20 protein-coding genes are annotated in these 25,147 nt (G+C 40.1%); 1 reads left to right on the plus strand and 19 read right to left on the minus strand.

The window, feature by feature from the left end:
* Nucleotides 1-4 precede the first annotated feature (4 nt).
* The 4 genes from GQF63_RS12805 to GQF63_RS12820 all read right to left on the minus strand — a co-directional run bounded on the left by GQF63_RS12805 (nucleotide 5) and on the right by GQF63_RS12820 (nucleotide 6,043).
* Entirely contained in the window at nucleotides 5-1,204 is a 1,200-nt protein-coding gene (locus GQF63_RS12805) for a Ca2+-dependent phosphoinositide-specific phospholipase C (RefSeq protein WP_160369630.1), read from the minus strand.
* A 22-nt stretch (nucleotides 1,205-1,226) separates the two neighbouring features.
* Nucleotides 1,227-4,079 carry a TonB-dependent receptor gene (locus GQF63_RS12810; RefSeq protein WP_160369631.1) on the minus strand — a complete coding sequence of 951 codons (2,853 nt, stop codon included), beginning with the start codon at nucleotides 4,077-4,079 and terminating at the stop codon, nucleotides 1,227-1,229.
* A gap of 170 nt (nucleotides 4,080-4,249) precedes the next feature.
* A complete protein-coding gene (locus tag GQF63_RS12815) occupies nucleotides 4,250-5,170 on the minus strand; it encodes an AraC family transcriptional regulator (protein ID WP_160369632.1) in 921 nt (306 codons plus the stop codon).
* Nucleotides 5,171-5,407: 237 nt separating this feature from the next.
* Complete coding sequence (locus GQF63_RS12820) at nucleotides 5,408-6,043, minus strand: hypothetical protein (protein ID WP_160369633.1); 636 nt, start codon at nucleotides 6,041-6,043, stop codon at nucleotides 5,408-5,410.
* Nucleotides 6,044-6,236: 193 nt separating this feature from the next.
* Between GQF63_RS12820 and GQF63_RS12825 the strand changes: the two genes are divergently transcribed.
* A complete protein-coding gene (locus GQF63_RS12825) occupies nucleotides 6,237-7,103 on the plus strand; it encodes an AraC family transcriptional regulator (protein WP_160369634.1) in 867 nt (288 codons plus the stop codon).
* A gap of 9 nt (nucleotides 7,104-7,112) precedes the next feature.
* Here the strand turns inward: GQF63_RS12825 and GQF63_RS12830 are convergent, their stop codons facing one another.
* From GQF63_RS12830 to GQF63_RS12900, 15 genes are all read right to left on the minus strand, one after another.
* Nucleotides 7,113-7,889 carry an SDR family oxidoreductase gene (locus tag GQF63_RS12830; protein ID WP_160369635.1) on the minus strand — a complete coding sequence of 259 codons (777 nt, stop codon included), beginning with the start codon at nucleotides 7,887-7,889 and terminating at the stop codon, nucleotides 7,113-7,115.
* A gap of 3 nt (nucleotides 7,890-7,892) precedes the next feature.
* Nucleotides 7,893-8,810: a Gfo/Idh/MocA family protein gene (locus GQF63_RS12835; protein WP_160369636.1), complete on the minus strand. Its 918-nt coding sequence runs from the start codon at nucleotides 8,808-8,810 to the stop codon at nucleotides 7,893-7,895.
* Complete coding sequence (locus GQF63_RS12840; RefSeq protein ID WP_212592571.1) at nucleotides 8,807-9,760, minus strand: aldo/keto reductase; 954 nt, start codon at nucleotides 9,758-9,760, stop codon at nucleotides 8,807-8,809. The genes GQF63_RS12835 and GQF63_RS12840 overlap by 4 nt, the downstream gene beginning before the upstream one ends.
* A 2-nt stretch (nucleotides 9,761-9,762) precedes the next feature.
* Nucleotides 9,763-10,560 carry an HpcH/HpaI aldolase family protein gene (locus GQF63_RS12845; protein ID WP_160369637.1) on the minus strand — a complete coding sequence of 266 codons (798 nt, stop codon included), beginning with the start codon at nucleotides 10,558-10,560 and terminating at the stop codon, nucleotides 9,763-9,765.
* Nucleotides 10,561-10,564: 4 nt separating this feature from the next.
* Complete coding sequence (locus GQF63_RS12850) at nucleotides 10,565-11,797, minus strand: MFS transporter (protein ID WP_160369638.1); 1,233 nt, start codon at nucleotides 11,795-11,797, stop codon at nucleotides 10,565-10,567.
* A 137-nt stretch (nucleotides 11,798-11,934) separates the two neighbouring features.
* Complete coding sequence (locus GQF63_RS12855; protein WP_160369639.1) at nucleotides 11,935-12,819, minus strand: hypothetical protein; 885 nt, start codon at nucleotides 12,817-12,819, stop codon at nucleotides 11,935-11,937.
* 45 nt (nucleotides 12,820-12,864) lie between these two features.
* Nucleotides 12,865-14,046: a sialidase family protein gene (locus tag GQF63_RS12860; protein ID WP_160369640.1), complete on the minus strand. Its 1,182-nt coding sequence runs from the start codon at nucleotides 14,044-14,046 to the stop codon at nucleotides 12,865-12,867.
* Nucleotides 14,047-14,724: a GDSL-type esterase/lipase family protein gene (locus GQF63_RS12865; RefSeq protein WP_160369641.1), complete on the minus strand. Its 678-nt coding sequence runs from the start codon at nucleotides 14,722-14,724 to the stop codon at nucleotides 14,047-14,049. It abuts the gene before it with no gap.
* A 9-nt stretch (nucleotides 14,725-14,733) separates the two neighbouring features.
* Nucleotides 14,734-15,897 carry a sialidase family protein gene (locus GQF63_RS12870; protein ID WP_160369642.1) on the minus strand — a complete coding sequence of 388 codons (1,164 nt, stop codon included), beginning with the start codon at nucleotides 15,895-15,897 and terminating at the stop codon, nucleotides 14,734-14,736.
* Between the two features lie 13 nt (nucleotides 15,898-15,910).
* Nucleotides 15,911-17,368 (minus strand): RagB/SusD family nutrient uptake outer membrane protein, encoded by a 1,458-nt coding sequence (locus GQF63_RS12875; RefSeq protein WP_160369643.1) that lies wholly within the window; start codon nucleotides 17,366-17,368, stop codon nucleotides 15,911-15,913.
* 24 nt (nucleotides 17,369-17,392) lie between these two features.
* Nucleotides 17,393-20,644, minus strand: coding sequence for a SusC/RagA family TonB-linked outer membrane protein (locus GQF63_RS12880; protein WP_160369644.1), 3,252 nt, complete (start codon nucleotides 20,642-20,644; stop codon nucleotides 17,393-17,395).
* A gap of 114 nt (nucleotides 20,645-20,758) precedes the next feature.
* Nucleotides 20,759-21,859, minus strand: a complete 1,101-nt coding sequence (locus tag GQF63_RS12885) for an alanine racemase (RefSeq protein ID WP_160369645.1) — start codon at nucleotides 21,857-21,859, stop codon at nucleotides 20,759-20,761.
* Nucleotides 21,860-21,865: 6 nt separating this feature from the next.
* Nucleotides 21,866-23,212, minus strand: a complete 1,347-nt coding sequence (locus GQF63_RS12890; RefSeq protein WP_160369646.1) for a hypothetical protein — start codon at nucleotides 23,210-23,212, stop codon at nucleotides 21,866-21,868.
* A 4-nt stretch (nucleotides 23,213-23,216) separates the two neighbouring features.
* Nucleotides 23,217-24,296: a dipeptidase gene (locus tag GQF63_RS12895; RefSeq protein ID WP_160369647.1), complete on the minus strand. Its 1,080-nt coding sequence runs from the start codon at nucleotides 24,294-24,296 to the stop codon at nucleotides 23,217-23,219.
* Entirely contained in the window at nucleotides 24,289-25,140 is an 852-nt protein-coding gene (locus GQF63_RS12900) for a 3-hydroxyacyl-CoA dehydrogenase family protein (protein ID WP_160369648.1), read from the minus strand. The genes GQF63_RS12895 and GQF63_RS12900 overlap by 8 nt, the downstream gene beginning before the upstream one ends.
* Between the last annotated feature and the right edge of the window lie 7 nt (nucleotides 25,141-25,147).

A 25,147-nucleotide genomic window follows, 5' to 3' on the forward strand; every position in this document is an offset into this window, starting at 1 on the left:
TCTTTTATTTGGCATTTACGGGGTTCTTGCGCACGTCCTTAGCTCCTGGTAGTTTAACCTGATAGCTGGTTCCGTAAGGATTCGGAAGCTTCATAAAGTCTGTCGAAATAACCTGTGCTCCACTGCTAAAGGCAGCCTTCGCACGGGAATAATCGGTTACCTTGGCTTCATAGGTTTCAATATCCGATCGCGTCCGCACAAGAAATCCGTCCCTTACCAATTGCTTAATTTCCTCTTGCCGCAGTATTGCATTATCCATTAAAATGAAAGCGCCGAAGCTATCGGTGCTGGATGCGTTGGCAAACATGGCCTTTCCTTCCAGGTTAGAGGCATCCTTGACATATTGCCCACCGTAGGTACCTAATCCTGCCGTGATTGGTAATAACAAAAACACAAACTTACCCCTGGCATCAGCAAGCTTTGGCCAATTGCCATTACGCACCGCCTCATTTAAGGTAGCATAGCCCCCACGGATATCATCTGGAATAATCAGGTTTTCCCGTCCAATGATGTCAAATACATCTTGATCCAATTGATCAAAGGCCGACTGATCGAATGGCAAAATGGAAGTAGCATGCGGTAGAAATGGAATGCCACTGTCCTTAGTCTCTACCATGATAAAAAGAGGGACATGCTTAGGGTTCTGTGCTGACCAAGCCTTCAAGGTGCTCAAAGCCTCCCTAAAGGTGGGATGGTAGGTTCTGAAGTCAATATCAGCCATATGCAGCACCTTAAAACCGGGTTCTTCTAAACCTCTAGTTTCCATATAATCCAAATTCACCTTTCCTTTTTCGCGTAATAAGCGATATCCTGCAGGGTGGAGGAACTTTCCACCTTGTGGATCATGATAAACATCCAGTTCCAAGCTTCGCATCCCAGAATCTAATTGTTCGGTCAATGGGGGATGATTATAATTCAACATCTCCTCAAAACTTACCGTATTGGGATGAAACTCTTTAAAGCGTTCGAGTTGTTCCTTAGACATTTGCTTCGCTAAATTGCTGTATATATTGGTTGCCAAAGGGGAAACTAAGGCAAGTAATTCCTTATCAACGGGCCTAGCATAGCTATTATGAGTGCCAAGAACTTGAATTTGGTTAATCTTTAAACTATCGATTGGAAGCTCTTGCGCTTGAGCCAGTAAAGTTGAAGCAGCGCCAAGTATAGCCAAAAGAGCTGTAGTAATAATCCGTTGTAATTTCATGCTTTATAACGATTATATGGCCTTACTTAATTTGAAAACTAACCCCTAACTGTCCACGAAAGGAAACATAAGAAATGGTCTCCATGCGTTCGCGCATGCCGTGGTAAAAACGATTCGGTTCATTGGTAATATTATTTAACTCCATAAACAGACGAGCCTTCGGTGTGACAGCATAGGAAGCTGAAAAATCCAAGGTGAAGTTCTTATCGAACCATTGGTAATGATCTGCTCCGGCCTGGCTACGGATGACATTTAAATAGTTTCCTTTATAGTTTCCGGCAATACGAGCCATTACCTTTCCATCCTCGTAAAAGAGTATGCTATTAAAAATATGCTTTGCTTGCTTTGGAAGCGTAGTCGTTAAGACCGATACTTGCTTTCCTTTTTCAAACTGAGGCAGGTCAATTTTAGAATCTACGAAGGAATAGTTCAACTCAACACCTAGCTTTGATAAAAAGGAAGGAAGCTCGGTAAATCGCTTGCTTAATCCCAATTCAAAACCAAGTAAGCTTGCTTTATCCAAATTCTCTGGCGTATTTTTAACATAGGTTTTATTGTTCAAGTTCACGATAGACTGGTTATCGTAGATGATATTGCTTAATTGCTTATAGAAGGTTCCGGCAGAAATCAACCCTACATCGCTTAAATAATATTCAAACATCAAATCTGCATTATTGGACAGTGTTGGCTTTAAGGCAGTATTTCCTTCGGTAATCGTGTTGGTTAATTCATTGATTATTATCCCCGGATTCAAGCTGTTAAAGTCTGCTCGGGCAAAGGAGCGAGTTAAACTCCCCCGTAATACGGCCTGCTCATTGATATTCCATTTTGCATGCAACATGGGAAGTGGCACATGGTAGCGATGAACGCTTTCCACATCTTCTTGACTTACCTTGTCTTTTTCTGTCACCGCCTTTTTTCCCTGAAAACGAACATGGTTGTATTCATTTCGAACCCCTGCTAATACTAAAAAAGCATCGGACACTTGCCAATTAGCCATGATATAGCCGGCATATACATTTTCCTTACCCAGGTAAATTCCAGCGATATTGGAGGCGGCATTGGCACCCTGTACCTGTTGTAATTGGTAATTCTTGATACCTTCTTCGGTGTAAAAAGCATCAATTTGGGTGTTTTTTACTTGGTCTATCAGCACATTGGCATAGGGGTTTCCCAATTCCGATAGAAAACCGCCATTGGCCGGAAAAGGTTCTGTTTGCAAGGACTGCAATAAGGTAGTTTTGGAATCTGCAACGCCAAGACTTGATTTTGGCATCCAAACCAATACACCTGCACGCACGTCTTTTTCTTTATTCAGCCCTTTAAAACCCGCCTTTAATTGCAGTTTATCAGATACCTTATACCCTAAGTCAAACTTAGCGGCATAATCCACTTCGCTATTTCTATTTTGAACTAAGATGATTTGGTTCAGGCGTAATTTTGAAGGATCAACTTTGCTGGCAGGGTGAGGAAGAATTGTTTCATTCGACAAATCACCCTCTGGCCAGTCAACCTTTTGATAGCGTTTTCCATCTGGAGCCAAATGGCTATATTCCATGGGTTGCATAAAGTTGATAATCGGATATCCACGGTCATCTTTCTTGATGTTTTTAGGTGAATTATAGTTAAAGGAAGAGCGTGCAGTATGCAAGGACCAATCTAAGTTCCATTGCTGCCCCAATTTTGAATGGCCTAGCACTTGCAGGTTATACATATCTGTTAAGTAATCCGCATGTCTAGCTTGCAGGCTTACATTCTTCTGCTTGAAAGAGAAATAACTCTCGCGAACGGTCTGTTGATCTAAGTACTGGCTATATAAACCTTTCACAGCAATTGTATTCGATTCATTGATTTTATACTCCATGGCGCCCGTATAGCCCATAGTTCTCCGCCTAGCGACGTAGTCGCGCAGCTGGAATTGATCCATTGCGAAGGATTGTTTGCGATCGGGATTATTGAAATCGAAAATCGTCACATAATTATCTGCCGCCGAAGACCGATCCCACAATACACCTGTAGCCATAAAGCTTAATTTATCTGACAATTTATTCCCATAAACAAAGGAACCATTATAGGATAACTTCTGTGACTGATCGACATAACCTCCGGACACTGTTGCCGAAAAGGTTTCGCGTGCTGTAGCCGCTCGGGTGATAAAATCTATGCTTCCTCCAATGGCATCACCATCCATATCCGGTGTCAAAGCTTTTGCCATTTTCACAAATTGGATAATCTCAGATGGAAAGATGTCCATTTGAAGACCACGGTTTACATTATCAGCACTCGCACTTGGAAGCCTATTTCCATTTAAGGTAGAAGAACTCCATTGGATCGGAGTTCCCCGAACCGACACAGAACGTCCTTCACCCAGATCTCGTTCAATAGAGACCCCTTGAATACGTTGCACCGCTTCCGCGGCATTTCTATCGGGTAATTTACCAATAGCATCTGCAGCTAATGTTTCAACCAGATTTGCTGAGCTTTTTTTCATTTGCAATGCCCTTACCTGCGAAGGCCGGTAGGCTCCAGTCACCAACACTCCTTCTAATTGCTGTCCTGTGCTTGCTGTCAACTTAAGCACCCCAAGGTTTAAAGTCCCCTTTTCTGCTAATTCAAGAGGCAATAGGAGCTCTTGAAATCCTAAATAGTGAATAGTTAATTGATGTTTTCCTTTTAAATCCAACGCCATGGAAAACTGCCCATCATACCCCGTGGTACCTACATAGGACGTTCCTATAATCTTAATCGTGGCACCTTGCAAAGGACCGGTGTTATCTTCCACCCTTCCTGTAATTCTTGTTTGGGCTTGTAGTTGCCAAGCTGCCAATAAAATCAGCAGTATACTACATGAAACTTTGTACATCATTTTTTTCATAACAGATTAATTTTTTCTAAGTCCGGCTAAACTAGAAAGCCCGTTAAAAAACTTTGTCCATCTAAATTAAGCTGTACAAATTCCAGGAAAAACAACGCACAAAACACTGATTAATAATAATTTACAAACATTAAACTTTCGTTACGAACATTTAAAGCAATTATAAACTGCTAAGGCAGGGCACATTTTATCTGTTCTTTAAATTCGGAAGGTGTTACGCCTAATTTGCTTTTGAAATATTTATAGAAAGTCGTTCTGGATTTAAAACCTACCTGAAAGGATAGATCGGAAACATTGCAGCTTGGATTTTCTTGCAATTTCTTTATAAACAGCTCCAATCTGTACGTATTGATAAGCTCGTAGAAGGAGGTTTGCATATGATCCGTGATAACCTGGCTGATCTGATGTTTGGGAGTTTGGATCTGTTCTGCCAGATTAAGTAGTCCATAGTCTTCGGAGGTATAATCTTGCGTTTGATCGAGAAATCCTCGGATGGAGGCTGCTATTTCTTGCATCGTCGCAGGCGTCAGGTTCGAATGCTTATACTTATCTATGGTTTCAGCAACCACAGGCGGATTGGAATGTTCTTTTGCATTTTTTATCCGCAGCACTAAATTTATCAATAAGCCGAATTGAATAAAGAACAGGTAATTGTATACATGACGAATCTTATCGATATCAACGCCTGCCTTATAACTGACATAATAAGCCGTAACACTGACTGCTAGATAGGTGAGAAAGATGTAGTAATGGCGGAAGAAAGGTAATTCTCGATTGGCAAATCGGCATAATTGTAATATTGCAAGAAGGATAAATCCTAACCAATAATAGAAATATCCTTTAAAAATATAATCATAGCCTTGAAGTAACATGGGTTGCACTTCTTTAAACCTGATTAATTGCCAAAAGGCAATAATATTGAGTATAAAAACCACGAAAAATGGAAACAGCAATAGTCGAACGGTTTGCTTCGAAAGGGATTTGCCAATAAAATTCATGCTAATCATAAATAAGATCGGGCCTTTCAAAAAGCGAAAACTACTGGGCAATACATCCAAATAAAGGGTGCTGCCTGAGAAATGATTATACATGAACAACTCATATATAAAATCAAAACAGATGACTAAACAGTAAAGATGAAAAAGGTAAAGCTCATTCTTTCGACGATTATAGATGAGCAAAGTGGAAAGGGTACTTTGGATAATAATAGCTATGTAAACACTCGTCATACGCGAAGCTGCATGGTTTATTGTTCCAATCAGCAAACAAAGTTAAAAAGCAGCTATGAAGAAATGGTTTAGATAGAATTAACTAATATTTAACTTACATTACATCTTTTTAATTTTATTCTTTTCTTTCACTGCTTTTAACTTTTCCTTTAACACAAGATTATAGCTGGGCGAAGATTGCAATGCAACGGTATACATCGCTAAATCATCTAAAACGGCATGATACTTCTCCATAGAATAATTTATTTTAAATGTTTCAATACTCGCAGTAGGAATCAATTTAGCAATTTCATTACCCACTAAAGCACCACCAATCATGGCACCACTAAGTAAAAGTTGCTCGCCAAACGGAGCGGCTTCCTCTTCTAAAACCCGGGTATTTCCTTGCATATCCGTACTTGTTTTTGTGCTGCTGGTTAAATAGGTAGGATCAAACATCATTTCTACAGCTGTTTCCCCCATTTTATCGAAAAAGGGAACTTCCATTTTTTTATCGAACTTAATCTTTAAGGATTTAATGATTTGGGGATGAATTCTTTTTAATCCCTTTGGGGTTAAAATTGCCACTTCCTCAGCCGTTGTATGCTGAAGAATTCCTTTTATTCTACCTTCTGATGTTTTAGCCTGAACTTGATAACAAAAAATTTCACGACGATTTGAGAGTCGGGAATCTTGGCCGAAGGTAAATTGCAGTAAAAAAAAATTTAGTAAGAATAGCAGAATGTATTTTCTCATTTTGCAAAATTATGAAAATTTAATCATTAAGAATAATTATTAACTAAAATTAATTATATGCCATTCCCCTTTACTTGCACTCTTTGAAACTATCTTATTATCTATAAAACTGATACTATTTTTCAGTTTTTATCGATTCTTATTGGAAACACTAGGCATTTCTAGTAAATTAGGATAACCATTTATATCTATTATGAAAGCAATAGAGTATAGACTACCAAAGGAATTCGACAAATCATTTATTGTATTTAATGAAAAAGGCACCCATTTCCCTTGTCCTTGGCACTACCATCCCGAATTTGAATTTGTATTAGTAAACCGCAGTACCGGAAAAAGAATGGTGGGTGACCATATTGGTTATTTTGGAGAGGGAGATCTCGTGCTAATGGGTCCTGAGTTGCCCCACGTATGGGTCAATGATAATTCCTATTTAGAAAAGAAAAGAATGGAGGCAGCCGATGCAACTGTTATCCATTTCTCACCGGATTTTATCGGTCAGGATATCTTTAATATCCCTGAATTCTCCTCCTTAATTGAAATCCTAACCCTATCTTCCAGAGGCATTCACATCAAAGGAAAAGAAAGCACGACAATCGCCGATATCATGAATAACATGTTATTTGAAAGTGGCCTGAAAAGATTAGCATCAATTTTTGAAATCTTTGATATTATCTGTTCTATGAAGGATTATGACCTTTTGGCCAGTCCGAATTTCAACTCCAACAAAAACAGTATTACAAGCAGACATAGTAAAATCAATGATTTCATTCTTCGCAATTATCATAAGCCCATTACCTTAAAAGAAGTTGCCGATGAAGCCAATATGGCCACCACCACCTTTTGCAATTTCTTTAAAGAGCAATACCGAATGACCTTTGTAGAATATGTCACTCAAATCCGGATAGGCCATTTCTGCAAACTGATTTCTGAAGATGACAAATCAATCTTGGAGGCCGCATATACCTGTGGTTTCAACAGCATTGCCAACTTCAACAGGCAGTTTAAAAAGATTAAAGGGATGTCACCTTCAGAGTTTAAAAGAACTGTAGATATCAATTAACCCATACGATTAGGCATTTAAGCCTCCATCCATCAGGATATTCTCACCATTTATATAGGCACCAGCTTGAGAGGCAAGCAGTACAATCAAGCCTTTGATATCATCAGTATTTGCCATACGTCCAAGCGGTACTTTTTCACAATAATTGGTAAGAAATTGCTCCGCCTGATGATTAAATAACCCTCCCGGGGAAATACAATTAAAACGAAGTTGTTTTCCTGCATATTTTTTACACATAAACCTATTGAGGTTAATTAAACCTGCATTATGGAAGAAATAATCCGGAGGAAGATCTCCCATGGACGTACCTTTATAATTTGAATAATCTGGCCCCTTCATGCCCATCATCGAAGCGATATTGATTACCGAACCACCACCTGTATCCGACATCCAAGCAGAAAGCTCACGTAAGAGGTAAAACATTCCGGTTGCATTGACTTCCATAGATTGCCGGAATTGATCGATATCCCCGTGAAATCCCTTCATAGGTCTGGATACTGCATTATTTACAAAAACATCCACTTTGGCATAACGCTGTTTTAATTCCTGCATGAAGGTATCGATACTACTTATCGATTCCTGATCCAGCTCCAAAACCGTTAAAGAATAACCTGGCTGCAGATATTCTGCTAGATCCTGCTTCGCTTGATCCACCCGTCTACTTGTAACCACGACGGTAGCTCCAGCTTCTATTAAGCCTTCTACAATGCATTTCCCATAATTCCCTGCCCCACCGGTCACCAGGGCAACTTTTCCTGATAAATCAAATAATTTAGATACATGCATACCTTAAAGCGTAATTTTAATATTGCCCTGTCTTTTGCTTTCCAAAGCAGCAGCTATTATTTTAATAACTTGAGCAGTTTTATCGAAGTCTAAACTAGGTTTCCCCTGATCAACAGACTTTATAAACTCCAATATATTTTCTTTAAACATGGAATAGGAATTTTTGATATCAATAAGCATCCAATCTTGCACTCCGAATGCTGTCAGCTGAAAGGTTGGAGATATATCTGCAATTAAATGAATACTAGCATAACAATCCGGACTTATTTCTAGCTGAACACTATCGAAATTGTCCTTGCCTATATATTGCACACTCAGTGGCTTTGGATCATCCAACAAACTCATACAAGCTTCTACCATATGCACTCCATACTTTTTCCAATCTTTCTTTCCAACCACCGAAAGGAAATGAACCTTTCCAATTTTAGCCAGATTGGATTTTGCAGCGCGTAATTCTGTTGAATAACGCATCGATGAACAAGACATTAAAAAGGCCCCTTGTTGCCTATAGCTTTCATAAATGCTAAGTTCATCCAGATCAATCGCTAAAGGTTTATCGATGAAAATCGGCACCTTAGCCTCCAAAAAGGGTCGAGCCATCGCCAAATGATTTTCCGGATCATCACGCCCCAATATCACCGCATCTACCTGCCCTATTAAATCTTCCAGACGCGCCACAACATGTGGGATCTCCCCCGACTTCGCAATACTCCTAGCCCGTTCGATATCATCACAGAAAATATGGCTAACCTGCGCGCCTACAATGCCTAAGGTGTCTTGATTCGCAGCCAGATAAGCTGATACCGCCGGAAACCCAACTTGATCGATTTCTTCCTGACTATATTTCCCATTAATTATGGCCGACCAAGAATAGGGATGGGCATTCCCTGCACTCATTCCAATCATTCCAATTTTTATCATAACCAACCGTTTTTATCCCATTGGGCTAAATTTAAAAAGGACTGATCCGGATAGCTCATCGATTTCGCCATTTTTAAATCATTCGCATTTAAATAATCCCCATTAAATATGCTTAAAGCTTCCTGTACAAATTCAACCTTATCAAAACCCACTAATACGGAAGAAACCTCTGGAATAGAGGCCGCAAACTTCATAGCGAGTGAAGCAAGTGTCTGCGAATCATCAGTATACAACTTTCTATAGGTATGCAAGTGTGCTTGAACATCCTTCAAGGCAGGGTGCAACTGAAAAGACTTATCGGTCAATAAGCCCCGCATCAACACCGAACGCACTACAAGGCCTACACCCTGAGCTGAAGCTTGATGAAAATGCTCCCCTTGCTTTTGATCCATTAAATTAAATGGCAATTGGATCACCTTCCAAAAGTCTTTATCTAAGGCCTTTTTTGTTTCCTCAGGTTCATAAACGGAAACCCCTGGATATCGAATCAATCCTTCTTGTTGAAATATTGAAAACAGCTCATAAACCTCCTCCAATTCAAGAATTTCCAAATCCCCATAATGAAGCATATAAACATCAATACAATCGGTCCGCAACTCGCGCAAACTTTCATGCAAAGAGTCTGTCATTATTTTCTTGAGGTCTGAAGCAGCAGGTAAACTCCCATCAGGCAATCGAAAATGCTTACACTTGGACGTTAAGATCACGTCCTGACGCATGCCCGCAAAGGCTTCACCCATAATCGTTTCCGATTCCCCATATAAGCGAGCAGTATCGAAAAAGTTTATCCCACGATCCAATGCATAATGCAATAATTTTATCGCATCATCTTTCTGCATTTTATGGCTTGCCTGCGACATATTCAGTCCATAAGGCATTCCAATTTCCACCCCGCCAAAGGCTACTTCAGAAACTTTTAAACCCGTATTTCCTAAAGATTTATAGTGCATTATTATTTCTCTAAATAGGATTTTGTCTGTTCTTTCTCGGAATCGCCAAATGCAGCAGTAATCGTTTGGCAATAATTCTTCAAGGCAATCACATCCGCACCAATACTTACAAAATGATAACCCATTGCATACAGTTCTTGCAAGTTATCAACCGTTCCTACCGTTGCTGCATATTTACCATACTTGTTGGCAACCTCTGCAATCCGCTTCCTAGTTTCAATGAGTAAAGGGTTGCTGAAATCGCCCGGTGTTCCAATCCCTTGACTAAAGTCGCCAGGACCAAAAAACAACATATCATATCCCTCCAATTGTGCAATCTCCTCCAGTTCTGCTAACGGTTCCGGGTCTTCAATTTGCAATACCACAAAACGCTGCTCATTCGCCTCCGTGATATATTGATTAAAATCCTCTAAGGTATATCCCCCATCGGCATTCCCACCATCAATTGGTCTGCGTCCAATCGGATGAAAGCGCGTCATATGCACAACATCTTTAGCATCTTGCAAACTCATAATATGTGGCACCAATATACCGGTTGCATCAAGCTCTAGCGCACGGATGTATTCACTGTAGCCCCCTCGCGGAACCCGAACCATCAAATCCACATCTTGTGATTTCGAAGCCCATACATGGGCTGATAATACAGACCAATCTTGCCCGATATGTTCTTGATCAACCCATATACAGTCGAAGCCACATTTAGCAGCAATCTCAGTTACTTGGGCATCCTTTAAATTAACCTTAAAACAGCTTGGTTTTTCTCCTTTTCGGAGCTTTTCCAACACCTTACTTCTTCTCATATATTCAAACTTTAGGATTATTTCGAGGGACTAAACTAAATAGGGCAACAGCACAAACGATCATGGTTAAGGCCGCCACCTGAAAAACAGTGCTCAGGTCAATTTGAGCATCCCGCAATGCACCAGCGGCATATATACCAATACCTCCAATGATGCAACTGCAAAAATTTAAGATGCCATAGCCGGTGGCTAGATAACGTTTGTCGATAATACGTTCTAGAATAGGCATCATATTCGCATCGATAAATGGTCGTGTAAAAGCATATAACACAAAGCCAATAACTGTAACCCAAATCAAATCAGTATAACTCGCAATTACAACGCCGGGCACTGCAATCAAAAAACCAATTGCAGGCAATAGAATCCGGGCATTCTTATTTCTTTTAGACCATAAATCGGCCAAAGCCCCACCTAATATCACGCCCAATAACATGGCTGTAAAAAAATAAACCGTAGAATATACGCCTGCTTCTGTTTGGGTGAGGTTAAACTTTTCTTTATAATAGGTCGGCAACCAACCATTGACCATCCAAGACACCGCACCAGCTAGTCCCCAGATGAATAAAACCATATTAAAAGCATAGTTTTTAAAAAGGGATTTGAAAGCATCCCATATATTGACCGTTGATTTAGCAGCGTTATTTTCTCCAGCAGAAACAAGTGTTACTGGCTTATCCTTTAAAAGAAATATTAAGATAATCGCATAAACTACACCGATGATACCAAAGATATGAAAGGCATAATGCCAGCTATGGGTTTCTGCAATCCAACCACCAATAAAGCCTAAACTTTGCCCGATGTATACTCCGCCAATATGTAGTCCTGTCGCAGTCGATTTGGTATTCCCGGGGTGATAATCTACGATGAGCGCTAAGGCTGCAGGAATATAACAGGCTTCACTAATGCCCATCAACGCCCGTGCTAATAACAGTTCTTCAAAATTAGAAGCCTGGGAGGTTAACCAAGTGACTAAAGACCAAATGAATAAGCTTCCAATAATCACCTTACTGCGATTAAATTTATCTGCTAAATAACCGGCGAATGGACTCGCAAATCCATAAATCCATAAAAAAACAGAGGTTAATAGACCGAACTGCGCCTCCGACATGGGAATCTCGGCAATAATGCTGGAACGCATCGTGGTAATCATCATCCTATCCAGGTAATTCAAACAGCCTACTACACATAGCATCGCCACTAATAACCAAGGATAGAAAGACTTTTTATGGATCATCATTTACATTAATTTAGGTTCACTGCTTTTCGTTTTTAAGTTACTCAAATTTATAGCGAGCCGCTAAAATTAAAGCATAAAAATTACCCAAATCCTGATACAATCTTTCAGAATTTGGGTACTTCAGGAAGAACGAATCCTTATTGCAGGAAATTTAGGTAAGCGTAAGCCGCAGTAGCTAGGTGATCTACCTGATAATCTGCACGCGAAGAATCCGCGATCATCTTATAATAGGTGGCTATGAGTTCCGCATTTTCAGCATGCTGCTTATGGGAAAGAGCAAGTATGGCTGTAGGATAATAATTCGCAATCGATTCTAATTTCAACAAGTTTAATTTAGCCGTTGCATATTGATTTGCATCCAAGTCAACATTGCTAAGCAAGGTTGCTAAAAATTGCAATTGAACAGGCTCAGGAAACGCTTGATAATTTATTGCAAGTAGCTGTTCTTCTTCACTTGGAGAAAGTGCTAAAAATCGAAATACATAGGACAGCAAAATCTTATGGACATCCTGTTCCTGTTCATCCTTCAGGATAGAAAGTAGCCTATTAAAAAGATCCACGCGGGGAACCTGTGGATTATAAAACTGATTCCATAACCCATAGATGACCGTTGAGTTTACCTCCTTGTTCTTTAACAGCATCGTATCAAGACTACTATGGTCTACTCGAATAGGCTCTTTTAGTTTAGCAAGTGTTTCCAAAGCATGTAATTGATCAGGCCCTTGTTGGTAGGCATTATGAATCTTTTCAATATACCGCTTTCTTTCTTCCTGATCCGTAGCTGCTTGTGCTAATACCCGCCAAATACCTACGCGGTATTGAGGCACCGTATCATACAGCTTAGCCTCCTTCAAAAACACCTCCCGAACATAAGCCGAATCCTGTTGTTGCCAAATTAGAAACTCCGCCGCATGAACTTTCACCCATTTATCTTGGGTATCTAAAATATGCCTTAAGACATCGACGTATTCAACACCTTTATCTTCAACCGAATCAACGTGTTTATTAGTACATGAGCTCATTAAAATAGTTATTAAAAGCAAAGAAAATATTTTCATGAAACTGAGTTAAAACTTTAATCTGACCAAGGGTTCAGGTTTCGAATAGCTTATATTCACTTTGGATTGTTTTGGAGCATGCGTTTTTATTACTCTTACTGCGCTTTGATTCCCTTCTTCATAATAGGTTATTAATAAGGAATTATCACCTAATTCAACTGTAGAAGCATAAGCTCCCCAAAATTTATCGATTAAATAAGGTCCTTGCCAAGTTTTTCCCTCGTCATAAGAAATCCTTAATCCGGTATAGCCAGAGGATGCTGAAGAATCATCTGTAAATGCCCGATAGGTCAACACAATTGCGCCACTTTTTAAACGGATAAAATGAGGACAGTGCCCTTGAAATCCCGAATCAACTACTTTTCCCCACGATTGCCCTTGGTCTTTGCTTATGGAGAAATGAAGCTTATCATCTCTTTTAATATCTCCACGAAGGGCCGCCAAAATATCACCATTCTTTAAAGTAATGATATCCGTTTCCGCTGGAAGATATTTCACCTCTCCTTTTCCTATATATTTCCCCTCTGACCATTCCCTCCCTTTATTCGTTGAAATATATACAACGCCAAACGCTTCCTCATTACGCTGATGATAGGCTGGATAAATCCAGTTACCATTCCTTAACTGCCGCATAGGAGCAGAACATGCATTTGAATATTCTCCAGTTTGAATCGTATTGATTGCGGACCAAGTCTCCCCATTATCAATCGAGGTAATATAATGGATTCCCCCATTTTTAGTTACCCTTCGCTGCCCTTGATAATGCGCTAAGCTTTTTGTCGTATCGATTTTTGTTTTTTCTATAATTTCACCAAACAAGGTGTTAAAAAAAGTAACAATCACTGTACCGTCATTCATTTGACTTATATGCGGATCCCGATTATCCGCATGATCATCATAAATGGTAATGGGTCTTGACCAACTTTTCCCTTCATCAGTCGACCGAACCATACAAATTCTTCCAGCCTTTGGATATGATTCACTTGGATAAGTTACATGAGATTCTCCAGCATAAAAAACGGCTAATAAATCGCCATTTTTTAATTGAACAACATCAGTAAAAGCTTGATATTCGCCTGCTGTTCCCCCTTTCGAAATGACCTTACTCAGCTCTTTATGATCCTGAGAAAAAGCTAAAAAGGGGATATAAAATCCTGTAAACAGAATCAATAAACGGGTTAATTTCATCATTTAGTTTATTAGTAATTTTTGTTCTTCTAAAATACGAACCCATAGCTCGTATCCAGCGACTGTTAGATGCACTCCATCCCAGGTGTATGCTTTGGGCAATTCATCTTGGTCACCAACAAATGCAGCATAGAGATCTAAATAGTCATGTTGATTTGAAGTGGCCAACGATTTCAAGGCCGCGTTTAATATTGGAATTTTCGCTTTCGCGCCATAATGATTATTTAGTTTACCGAAGGTAGAATTAACAGGCAGTACACTTTGGATAACCAACTTTGTATGAGGACTCGAGCCTCGAACCCTTTGACTTATCCTCTCCACATTCTTTAGAATCACTGCCTCCGGAATTCCCTGAGCCAGATCATTTATGCCTATTAACAAAAAGATTTTTCGTGGTTTACCTTTTAAAATTTGATCCAAGCGTTCCAAAACCCCAAAAGTATTGTCGCCGGGAATACCACGATTCTTTACATTCTTATATTTTGGCAATAATTCCGGCCAATTAGCCCAAAATGTTATACTATTCCCAAGAAATACAATATCTCGACTTGACTGTGAAAATTTGGCATGCATGGCTACCATTTCCGGATAGATTTCTGGACGCTTTAATGAATCAATTTCCTGCGCTTTGACCAGATAAATCTGTAAAAACAAGAATACCAATAAATGTCCAAATCTCATTTTCAAGTCTTATTTTTGAAGTTCTAAAATACTACCTGCAATATGGCGTGTTCCATTATTTAGGTTATAATAATAGCTGACTAAAATCTGATTTTTACCCAGCATAACTGCCCAAGGATAACCTATATCACCACTTCCGCCATCTTCACGAATTACAATTTCCTCGGCAGTCGCAAAATCCGTACATTCCGCATTTAAAATACGTGCTCGGATACCATAGGGCTGATGTCTATAGCCATAGCACACAAACACGCGGTTATCAGGCAATCTCAAGGCTTGCAAGGGATGCCCCTTAAAACCCATACTTTCCCATTTAAAGGTCTTTCCGCCATCTGTAGAGCGGGCTATACAAGCCTGATCGTCAAAATTTGCCGTCCTTAAAAATGCAACTAAATCTCCTTTTGGAGTTTCATAAATAGAGGTCTCGTTAAATGATATTTTAGGATCTTCAGCCACAACGGAAAGATAATGCCAACTTAAGCCTTTATCATCAGAATACATTAAATAATTAGAAGTCTTTTTAATTGCTGAATTATCTGTCGCGGCAACAACCCAAAATATACGTCCTGATTTTGACTCAAACATCGCTCCTCGATTATACACAGGCACTTTTTTACCATACATATCAAAATTAACTTCTTGATCGATGGAAGGTGGATATATCGGTTCACTCCATGATTTTCCATTGTCTGTAGAACGAACAATATAGCCTCCTAAAAATGTTCCATCACCTGCTTGAAAATAAGGCTTTTTTAATTTCTTTAACCCATCATCTCTTAAAAAAGACCAACCGTAACTTGCGCATAAAATGGTTCCATCTTTTAAGGCCAGCAAACAAGGATCCTGAGATCCGCCAAATGGATGTGAATAAATCAACTCAGGGGTGTGTGTCCAATTTTGTCCATCTTTAGATTCCACTTGAACCAAGTAGCTATTTGGATCAACGTGCGTCGTGTGTTTTTCACCGAAAACCCTTCGTTCTGGTGCCCGTCTAAAAGCCAACATATACTTGTTATTCTTCATTTTAATGATAGAGGGGAATGATGAATAAAAAATACTGTCCTGGTAAATAATTAAATCCTTTACTTTCCTAACGCTTGGAGATTGAGCGAATACTGTTGGCAGAGCACACAGTAACATAAGAACTATTCCGAAGATTCTATTTTGTATCATAATTTTCTATATTTTAATAACCACTTGTTTGTTTTACTAAAGGTTCCAAACTAAGTACTTGTTCAGAAATTGGGAAAAATTCTAAATGTTTCAGACTTGATTTACCTTCCAATGTCGGCACCAATTCAAAGGCTTTACCGAATCGAACCAAATCCCACCAACGCTTTCCTTCAAACATTAATTCTAATAAACGCTCTTGCAGAATAGCTGCATCATTTGCTACTTTCGATCCATTTACAAACTTATTTGCCTCATAGTTCGACCCATAGGCGCGCTGGCGTACTTGATTCATTTCCGCAGAAGGATCCTGACCGAGTCCATTTTTTGCTTCGGCCTTCATTAACAAAACGTCTGCATACCGATAAATAACGAAATCACTGGTGAAATAGCGAACCCCTGAAATAACCGTTCCACGACCTTTTAGAATTAAAGTAGGGTAAAATCCAGGAGCAGCCAAGTCAAGAACAGATGCCGCTTTTCTAAGGTCGCCTACCTTGAATTGGTTTTTAGCTAAATCCGTCACTGTCCATACCATACCTCCTGCTGTTTGACCAATAATTTCATTCGTACTTGGATCTACCTCATTAGGTAAACGAGCAGAATACAGATTATAAAAGTAATTGTTCCCCGATTCCAACTCCCGATTTCCAATCGCCATAATCACTTCCTTATTGTTTTTATTGCCATATTTAAACAGATCAGCATAATTTGCCAATAAAGAAACGTCTGCTTTTGCAACTTCATCACAGGCTCCTAAAGCTGTTTGAAAATCGGCAGTACCACCATTCAATCGTTTTGCCGTCCATAAAAACACATCAGCTTTTAAGGCTTGAGCCCCTGCTTTAGACCAATAGTTCCTGCTTTTGATAAACCCATAACTCGCATATAGACTAATCGCTTTTTCAATATCTTCTTTGATCAATTTAAAAACCTCTGTTTGTGGCGACCTTTCTTTCTGGATAACTGAGGGCTCGGCTCCTTCGACAGGCTCTGTCCGAATAGGCACATCGCCCCAGGTACGAACCAAAATGTAGTTTAAAAATGCACGTGAAACATAGGTCTGCGCCAGCAAATTATTTTTATCCGATTCATTTGCAAAGGAAATAGTAGGAACATATTTTAAGATCAAATTCGCATCGTTTATGGCAGAATAGATCGCCTGCCACGATGGACCAGCAGAAACACTACTCAATGTATTTAAGTAATACCGATCATAGTCTAATGTACCACTTACTTTCCCCCATTCCATCACCTCACTACGCGCTTCGCCCCATATAAATAAATTGAGGCTCGCTAGACTACGTTGTTTAACATATAAACTAGTTAACCCCCCTTTGGCATCATCTTCTGTTTTCCAAAAGGAGGCATTTGTGATTACACTTGTTGGATCTAAATCTAAGGATGTATTACATGCAGATTGAACAGTTAAAAATGCTGCAAGTATTCCCATTTTTATAATTGATTTTTTCATTGCTTTTTCTTTTTACAGTCTTACTTAAAATGAAGCCTTAATACCAACAGCAAAATTGCGTGGAATAGGGTAGCGACCTTGATCTAACCCACCGTCCTCTGGATTCATGCCGGTATATTTAGTGAAATAATACAAGTTACTACCTGTCACATTCACTCGGATGTTTTTTAATTTAATACGCTCTGTCCAGGCTGAAGGAAACTGATAAGCCAAGGTAACTTCTCGTAAGGTTAAATAATCCCCTTTCTCATAAAACGCAGAGTTCGTGGAAGAAAGGTGGTAAGCACTTCCTCGCCAATAACTGTAATTGGCTGTTCCAGGAACATATTGGGCGCGTTCGGCAATATCCCCATCTTGTTTCCATCCTTTATCAATCATTTCTTGTGGAATATTTAGGTTTGGAGCCCACATACCGCTTAAAAAGATCTTCGCATAATTGTAAATGGTATGCCCTTTTGTATAATCCATACGTGCATATAGAGAGAATCCTTTATAGTTAACCGAAGTAGAAATACCGCCAGTTAAAGTTGGGAACGGATTTCCTTGATAAGTTAAATCGCGAGTATCTAAGGTATCATTACGGTCTAGGTCGGCATAATTTACATCACCGCCATATTTGGTTTTATTAGCAAATGGCATCGTAAGATCGACCGCTGCATTTGCAGCTTCTGCGTCTGACTTATAAATACCATCTTGTTGCCAAGCATAAAAATCGCCAATACGTCCACCTTCTTGCAGACCTCCCATCCAACGATAGTCAGAAGAAGCATTGTCCCAAACATAAACACCACCAACACGATTATTCAACACCCCATTCTCCGGTAACTTTAAGATTTTTGTTTTAGTAGTAGAAACATTGAAGCCCACATTCCATTGCAATTCGGAAGATCGAGGCATGATGTCCGCATTTAACTCCAATTCAATTCCTTTATTCTGTAAGCTTCCCAAATTGGTGGAAATGCTAGAAAAACCAGTAGAAGGCGGTAAAGTCAAATTAGTAATTAAATCATCTGTACGTCGGTTATAATAATCGAATAAAATATTAAAACGGTTATCCATGAAACCCAAATCTACCCCGAAATCCAACGTTTTAGATTGCTCCCATTTCAAATTCGGATTCGCTAATACAGTATTTTCAACTGCTGATTCCCCTAGATAACGATTTCCAACGGAATAAGATCCTTGCGCGTGAAAATCAGATAACCCGGAAATATTTCCATTCACACCATAACTTGCCCGTAGCTTTAAGGTCGAAAAATAAGGTTTTACATTTTCAAAAAATGGCTCCTTATGCACGTTCCAACCAGCAGAAATACCTGGAAAGAAACCCCAACGATAGTTCGTACCTAAGTTCGATGCACCATCATATCTTGCCGTTATTGAAAGCAGATATTTCTCTAGGTAATTATAATTTAAACGAGAAAAATAGCCTACCAACGCAAATAAGCTTTCATTGCCTCCAACAGCAACAGGGGTAGAAGAAGCATTTAAGGTAGGAATTAAATCCGTAGCAGCACCTTGGCCAGAAGCTGAAATACCAAAAACATAGCGTCTAAAATAGGAGAATCCTACCATAGCATCCAAGGCATGGTTTCCAAAGCTCTTTGTGTAATTAGCCGTTAAATCGGCTTGGGTCTGCATGGTTTTACTATAACCAGCAGAAGCTGGTCTGGTTGTATTCACATTTCCCACACCATTTAGATAGGAATGAATAAATGCATAATTATCGCCCGCAACCTTATATAGTGAAACCTGCGGAGATATTGTTAACCCCTCAATTGGTGTCCAATCTCCAGATAAAGCTAATGTCAAATTCTCATTCGCATTTTTATTGTCTCTCCGATTTAAATAGTAAACAGGGTTTCCCGTGTTTCTTCCTTGGCCAGGAGCTAATGTACCATCCTCAAAAGTATATTTTGCTGTTGGTGCTAAACCTGCTGCTCTAAAAAACAATTCCGTATCACTATACACCGCATTATTAGTAGAATAGGAATACATAACCTTTCCATTAACCGATAATTGATCATTAACTTTTAAATCGGAATTTAAATTAGCCGAGATTCGATCATAAAATGTAGTGATTGCAATTCCGTTATTCTTCATATAGCCTAAACTCGCATTCACTGTTGCACGGTCATTCCCCCCAGATACCGCTAAATGATGATCATTGGTTACACTGTTTTGAAATAAAACATCTTGCCAATTCGTTTCTTGAAAGATAATGGTTTTCGTAGGATCCAATGGATCAGGCATAGACTCCCATCCTTCATTTAGTTTATGTTTATTTGCCTCTGATAAATATTGGGTGGTAAAGCCGGTATTATTTGTTAAATCATTCCCAGTACCGTAGCCTATTGGTTGTGTTAAAGCATTTTTAGAACCTGGAACCTTACGCTCAGCAACCATCGCACCAACGCGTGTATAGTAAATATAATCACGTGCAGAAGCCATATCATATAACTGACCTACTTTCGATGATCCCAAATTATAGGAATATTCAACCTTTGTTCGGTTAGAGTCTCCAGATTTTGTTGTAATAATAACAACACCATTAGATCCGCGTGCTCCGTAAATGGAAGTTGATGCCGCATCCTTTAACACCTGCATAGAAGCAATATCATCTGCATTAATATCGTTCATATTACCCCGAATAACCCCATCAATTATATATAAAGGGCTTGCACCGTTCGGATTGTTAATCGAAGTTCCACCACGAATAATAACACGTGGAGCCGCACCTGGTTGCCCCGATGTACTTTGAACCCGAACCCCCGAAACAGTTCCTTGTAAAGCACTAGCAGGATTGGCAAATGAAACGTTCTCCAACACCTTATCATCCAATTTAGAAATGGAAGTGGTTAAGGTTTCACGCGATTGCTTACCATATCCAACAACTAAAACCTCATCAATATTTTTATCTTCACTATCAAGAGTGATTTCTTGAAGACCTGAACTTGAGGCTTTTAGCTCTATTGTTTTCTTTCCAACCGAACTTAAAACTAAAATACTTTCTGCAGACTTCACCGTAATTCTAAAACGACCATCTTGGTCTGTAGAGGTGCCATTTTGTGTTCCTTTCTCTGTTATTGTAGCTCCAACAATAGGATTACTTTCTTGATCTACAATTTTTCCTGTAATAGCAACCTGCGCAAAGGAGGCAATACTAAAACATAAAAAAACAAGCAATAAAGCCAATCTACGGCATTTATTACTGCAATAACGCGTGTTCTCGAAAACATGGGCGCTATTAAATTTCAATTGGTTATATATTTTCATAGAGGTTAGAAATTATTAACTACACAATAATTCAATTCAAAAATAAACTTAAAGCAAAGCCCTATCTACTACTTTTTTGTAGATAACAGATACAATATTTCAAAAGACTTTTTCTTAATACCGGGCTGCAATTTCCCAGGTACTGCGAATGCCCTCCTCCGCCACAACCCGATAAAACGGATACATAGCCACCGTAGGACAAATATGATATGGAATCACATAAACTTCCGTTCCCACAGCCAAGTTTTCCCATTCCGCTGCCGGCACTTCCAGCACCAAATGTTCTTCACTTTGCATAATAGGTCGCCAGTTTTCATGTTTGGGAATATGAAAACGTTGGGCAATAGGATTCTCCGAAGCAACAGCTTTATAACCCAAATCAAGACAGACATGATTTAAGCTAGGCTTAGAAATAATACGGGTAAACAATACCGCAGCAAAACCAAAATTCTGCTCCGGCAAACTGATATGGTAGCCCCAATCCCACAACATAAAAGTGCCGGGACTACATTCCACAAAGGGATATTGGCTATAGATGGGGAAGGTATTCGACCCACCGAAGACACAAGTTAATTTACGATGAGCTTGTTCTTCAATGCGTTTTAGAACCGCTAAAAACCGGTCAAACACAGCTTTTACAACCTTTGTACGTTCGCCCAGATCGATTTCACGAATATGCCCATCATAGCCGTGGAATCCTATAATTTCAAGATGATCGAAGGCCTTTACCTCCTCATAAAATTCTTCCAATTGATCAATGGCTACACCTGTTCTGCCCATTCCCAGATTTACATCGATAAAAACTGAAACCGACAGGCCATATTGTGCCGCCTTTTCATGAAGTAAACTGGCGGTAGCCACATCATCAATTAAACATTGCAGCTTCGCCTGCGGATGCTTCACCAACAACTGAATAAACTGGTCGAGCTGATAGCCCACCACAGGATAAGCTAACAAAATATCCAACTCTTCCCATTCCAACAATAGCGAAGCTTCTTTTAAGGTGGCACATTTAAACTTCCGAACACCGGCATCGATCAAAAGCTGAATTAACGGTTTCGATTTAATGGTTTTTATATGTGGACGAAGTTTATCCAACTTAACCTTGGTAAGAATTTTAGCTATATTGGCTTGAACAACTTCTGGAAAAACCAACAAACTTGGGCTTGCTAGTTGATCTGTATTTTTAATAACATAAGGGCTCTGCATCATCATATCCATTTAATTGCTTTTTCGGATCATTTCCATTAAACAATCCCTCACTTTTTCTTCTGAATTTTCAGCTAAAAAACTACTGCGGCAGCGCCAGGTTTCGTAGCCTCCATTTTCAAACTCCTCCTTTGGCGGCACATAACCCACATAATCATTGGCCATGCAAATGGTAAAATAAGAATCGGATGCTGCTTTCAGCGCTTTACCACTGGCACTAAAAAACTCCCCGCCGAGGCCACCGATACGAATGCTGCCAATTCGAAAACATTGCACCGGAAACTGAATCTCTTCCGGAACATCCGTTAATAAAACCTGCTCACGCGCATACACCTTATCGTATAAATCGGCATCGGTATACGATACAGCTTCATAATCCGTAAGGCCGACCAGCTTTACAGCCTCCGCTAATAAGCTTGGAGAAATTGCTCTTTTGTTTAAGCTGAGCTCTTCATAAGCTAGCCCCAGGCTGGCATCTTCATCCCATACCAGGCTAGCCAAATTTTCAAAGACAGCCATCGCCAGGTCTTCGCCTATTAATTCACTTTTAGCATGATACTCTTTCGGATAACGATCACCTTCAATAAAATCCCAAATATTAACCTCGCCACTCGTGCCGTTGCTCATCATACAAACCATATCGGGCGCAGCAATTAAGCCAGTTATCTTCCTCGCGAAATAGCCGAAATAATCCGCAGTAATGGTTCCGCGTTCACAATCGCCCACATAATGCAGGTTATAATTTGCCAATAGCCCTACCCAGCGGTTATCCAAATCTTTGAAGCCAACAAAGCATACTTCAGGATCAGGCACTGTTGTCCGTTGCAGAATATGTTCTTCCGCCCCAAAAGGGTTCGTCTTAATCGCATCTACTGTTTTTAATACTGGATTTTGCGGTTGATAGGTATCATCCATCTTATACCGCCTACAGGTGAGGTGCTCCGGTTTTGACACTTTACCAAAAGCCACTTTCAGGGCATGCTCTTGTTGAACCACCTGTTTGGCCAATTCCAGCAGTTGTTTTTCCAAAAAATGCCGATACGCCACATCCACATGACCCATCAATAAATCAGCCACACTTCCGGTCGAATGGGCGTGCGTACTCGCAATTAACTGCTGCGCTGGCGCAATTCCGGTCAGTTGATGGATCTGCTTTTTTATAGGATCTAAAAAATCACGTTTCATCACACAGATATCCACCATGATAAGCAACATCGCTGTGTTCCGATCGTTTAAATAAATTGCCTTCGCAAATAAGCGATCGGCAATTTTACGGGCATACCTGCTGGTAAACTCCCCATTAATGAGGGTTCCCAAGGTCGGCGTAATATCTATTTGAGCTGAATTTCCGAATAACATACAATTACTTCCAATTTTTCCGTAAAAAGCGTAGCCAGTTGCCATGAAAAACGGCATCAATATCGGCATCAGAATAGCCTTTCTTTTTCAATATAGCATCAAATTTTTGCAAATCAGCAATAGTATCTAAGTCCCAGGGTGATTGTTCCGTTCCGAATATCCCGTCCAAATCACTGCCGATGCCGATATGCTTGGCATTCCCTGCTAATTGACAGATATGATCCCAATGATCTACTAGCATTTCCAATTTAATATCCAGTTGCCAAGGATCAGAAACCGTATCGATAAACCGCACATCCATAGCCCAGCAGTCTAGCATACCGCCAATAACGGCATCCCTTTCTATTAAACGCTTTATTTGTGCATCTGTTAATTGCCTTTGGTTGGGCACTATTTTTCGAACATTATGATGGCTAGCCCAAATAGGCCCATCATAAAAATCCAAGGCCTCATCAAAGCCTTCATCGGTCAAATGAGTCACATCCAATATCATGTTCAGCTGACTCATCTCCCGCATCAAATCATAGGCTTTCGCGTCTAGCGGGCCTGTTTTTTTGGTTCCCGGAGCATAGCGTCCCGGCCCAAAATGCGATAAGCCTAGCGCGCGTAAGCCATAGGAATAGGCCTCCTGCAAATAGTCCACATCCACTAAAGAATCGGCGCCTTCCAAACTCAGGATATAGCCAATTGGAAGATCGTTGGTATCCTCTGCTTCTTCCCAAAGTTTCAGGTGGGCTTCTAAACCTGCGAGGTTATGAATCAAACGCAGTTCTCCTTGTTTTTCCATTTCCTGGTACCACACGCGTTGCGCTTGGGTCATGGCCCAAGCCTGTTGCGGCGAATGCCAACCCGGCAAACCACTGCCTAGGGGTGCCACCCGCGAAAGTTGCGTAGCCACCACCAGGCCTATATTGCCTTTGCGCAGCTCCGGAAGACAAACTGTGCCGTTTCCACGATCTGGCTTGTCTGGCTTAAACAGCTCCCTTTGTCTAATTTCATCAATAGGTCTGCTTAAATCCCGGTTCCACTCGATGGCGTTCATCGCCAAATCTAAATGTGCATCGATGATAAGACGATTATTCATAAGTTAATCTTCGTTCGTAATGTTGAATATTCTTCCGGATTAATGCATCAATATCAGCAGAAAAATCGGCAATCACAGCTTCCCATTTTTCCAGGTCACCTTCCGCATAAGCATAAAGCCCACCTTTGGTTTTCATCCCCCACTTGCCCGCCTTCACCTTATCGATAAACCATTGTGGCAATTCTTTACAATTGGCCAATTCCGGGTTCAAATCCTTCATCACCAAGGCATAGGCCATGGTCCCCATTAAATCCATATACAAAAAGTTCCCCGTAAAAGGTAGGTAATAACCGGCATCATTGCGGCAGGCCCGATCGATGCTTTCGATATTTGCATAGCCGTTATCCACCAGGTAAAAGGCCTCTCGCGTCATCGCAGCAATCATATAAGCACGGGCACTGAGGCCATGGTTCACCACATAAGGATCCTTTTTCAACGTATGTTCACCAAAAGATTTAAGCTGCTTTATTTGAGCATCATCGTTCTGCTCGGTTCTAATAATTTCCATGAATGGGGAATGCTGATCTGGAAAATTCAGGTTCATCCCTAATACATCTTGGCGGGTGTTTTTCTGAACATCCGCAAGCTGTATACCATCTAGGTTGATGGTCAATATCCCGCCCTCCTTTAATGCCGGGAGTAGCGGCTGAATGAGTTTTATTTTTTCTTCCAACTGATCGGAAGTAAAGGCAAAAATATAATCTGCTTTAAGATCGGTCGACAAGCCTGAAGGCTCTTGAATATGCTGCACGTTTATAGACTGCGTGTTGAGATACTGCGTCAATGCGGTAGCAATTCGGGAATGACCAGCAATAAGAAAAGTCGTGTCGGCTATAGTTTTCATGAATTCA

This window comes from Sphingobacterium humi, assembly GCF_009768885.1.
Classification (GTDB): domain Bacteria; phylum Bacteroidota; class Bacteroidia; order Sphingobacteriales; family Sphingobacteriaceae; genus Sphingobacterium; species Sphingobacterium humi.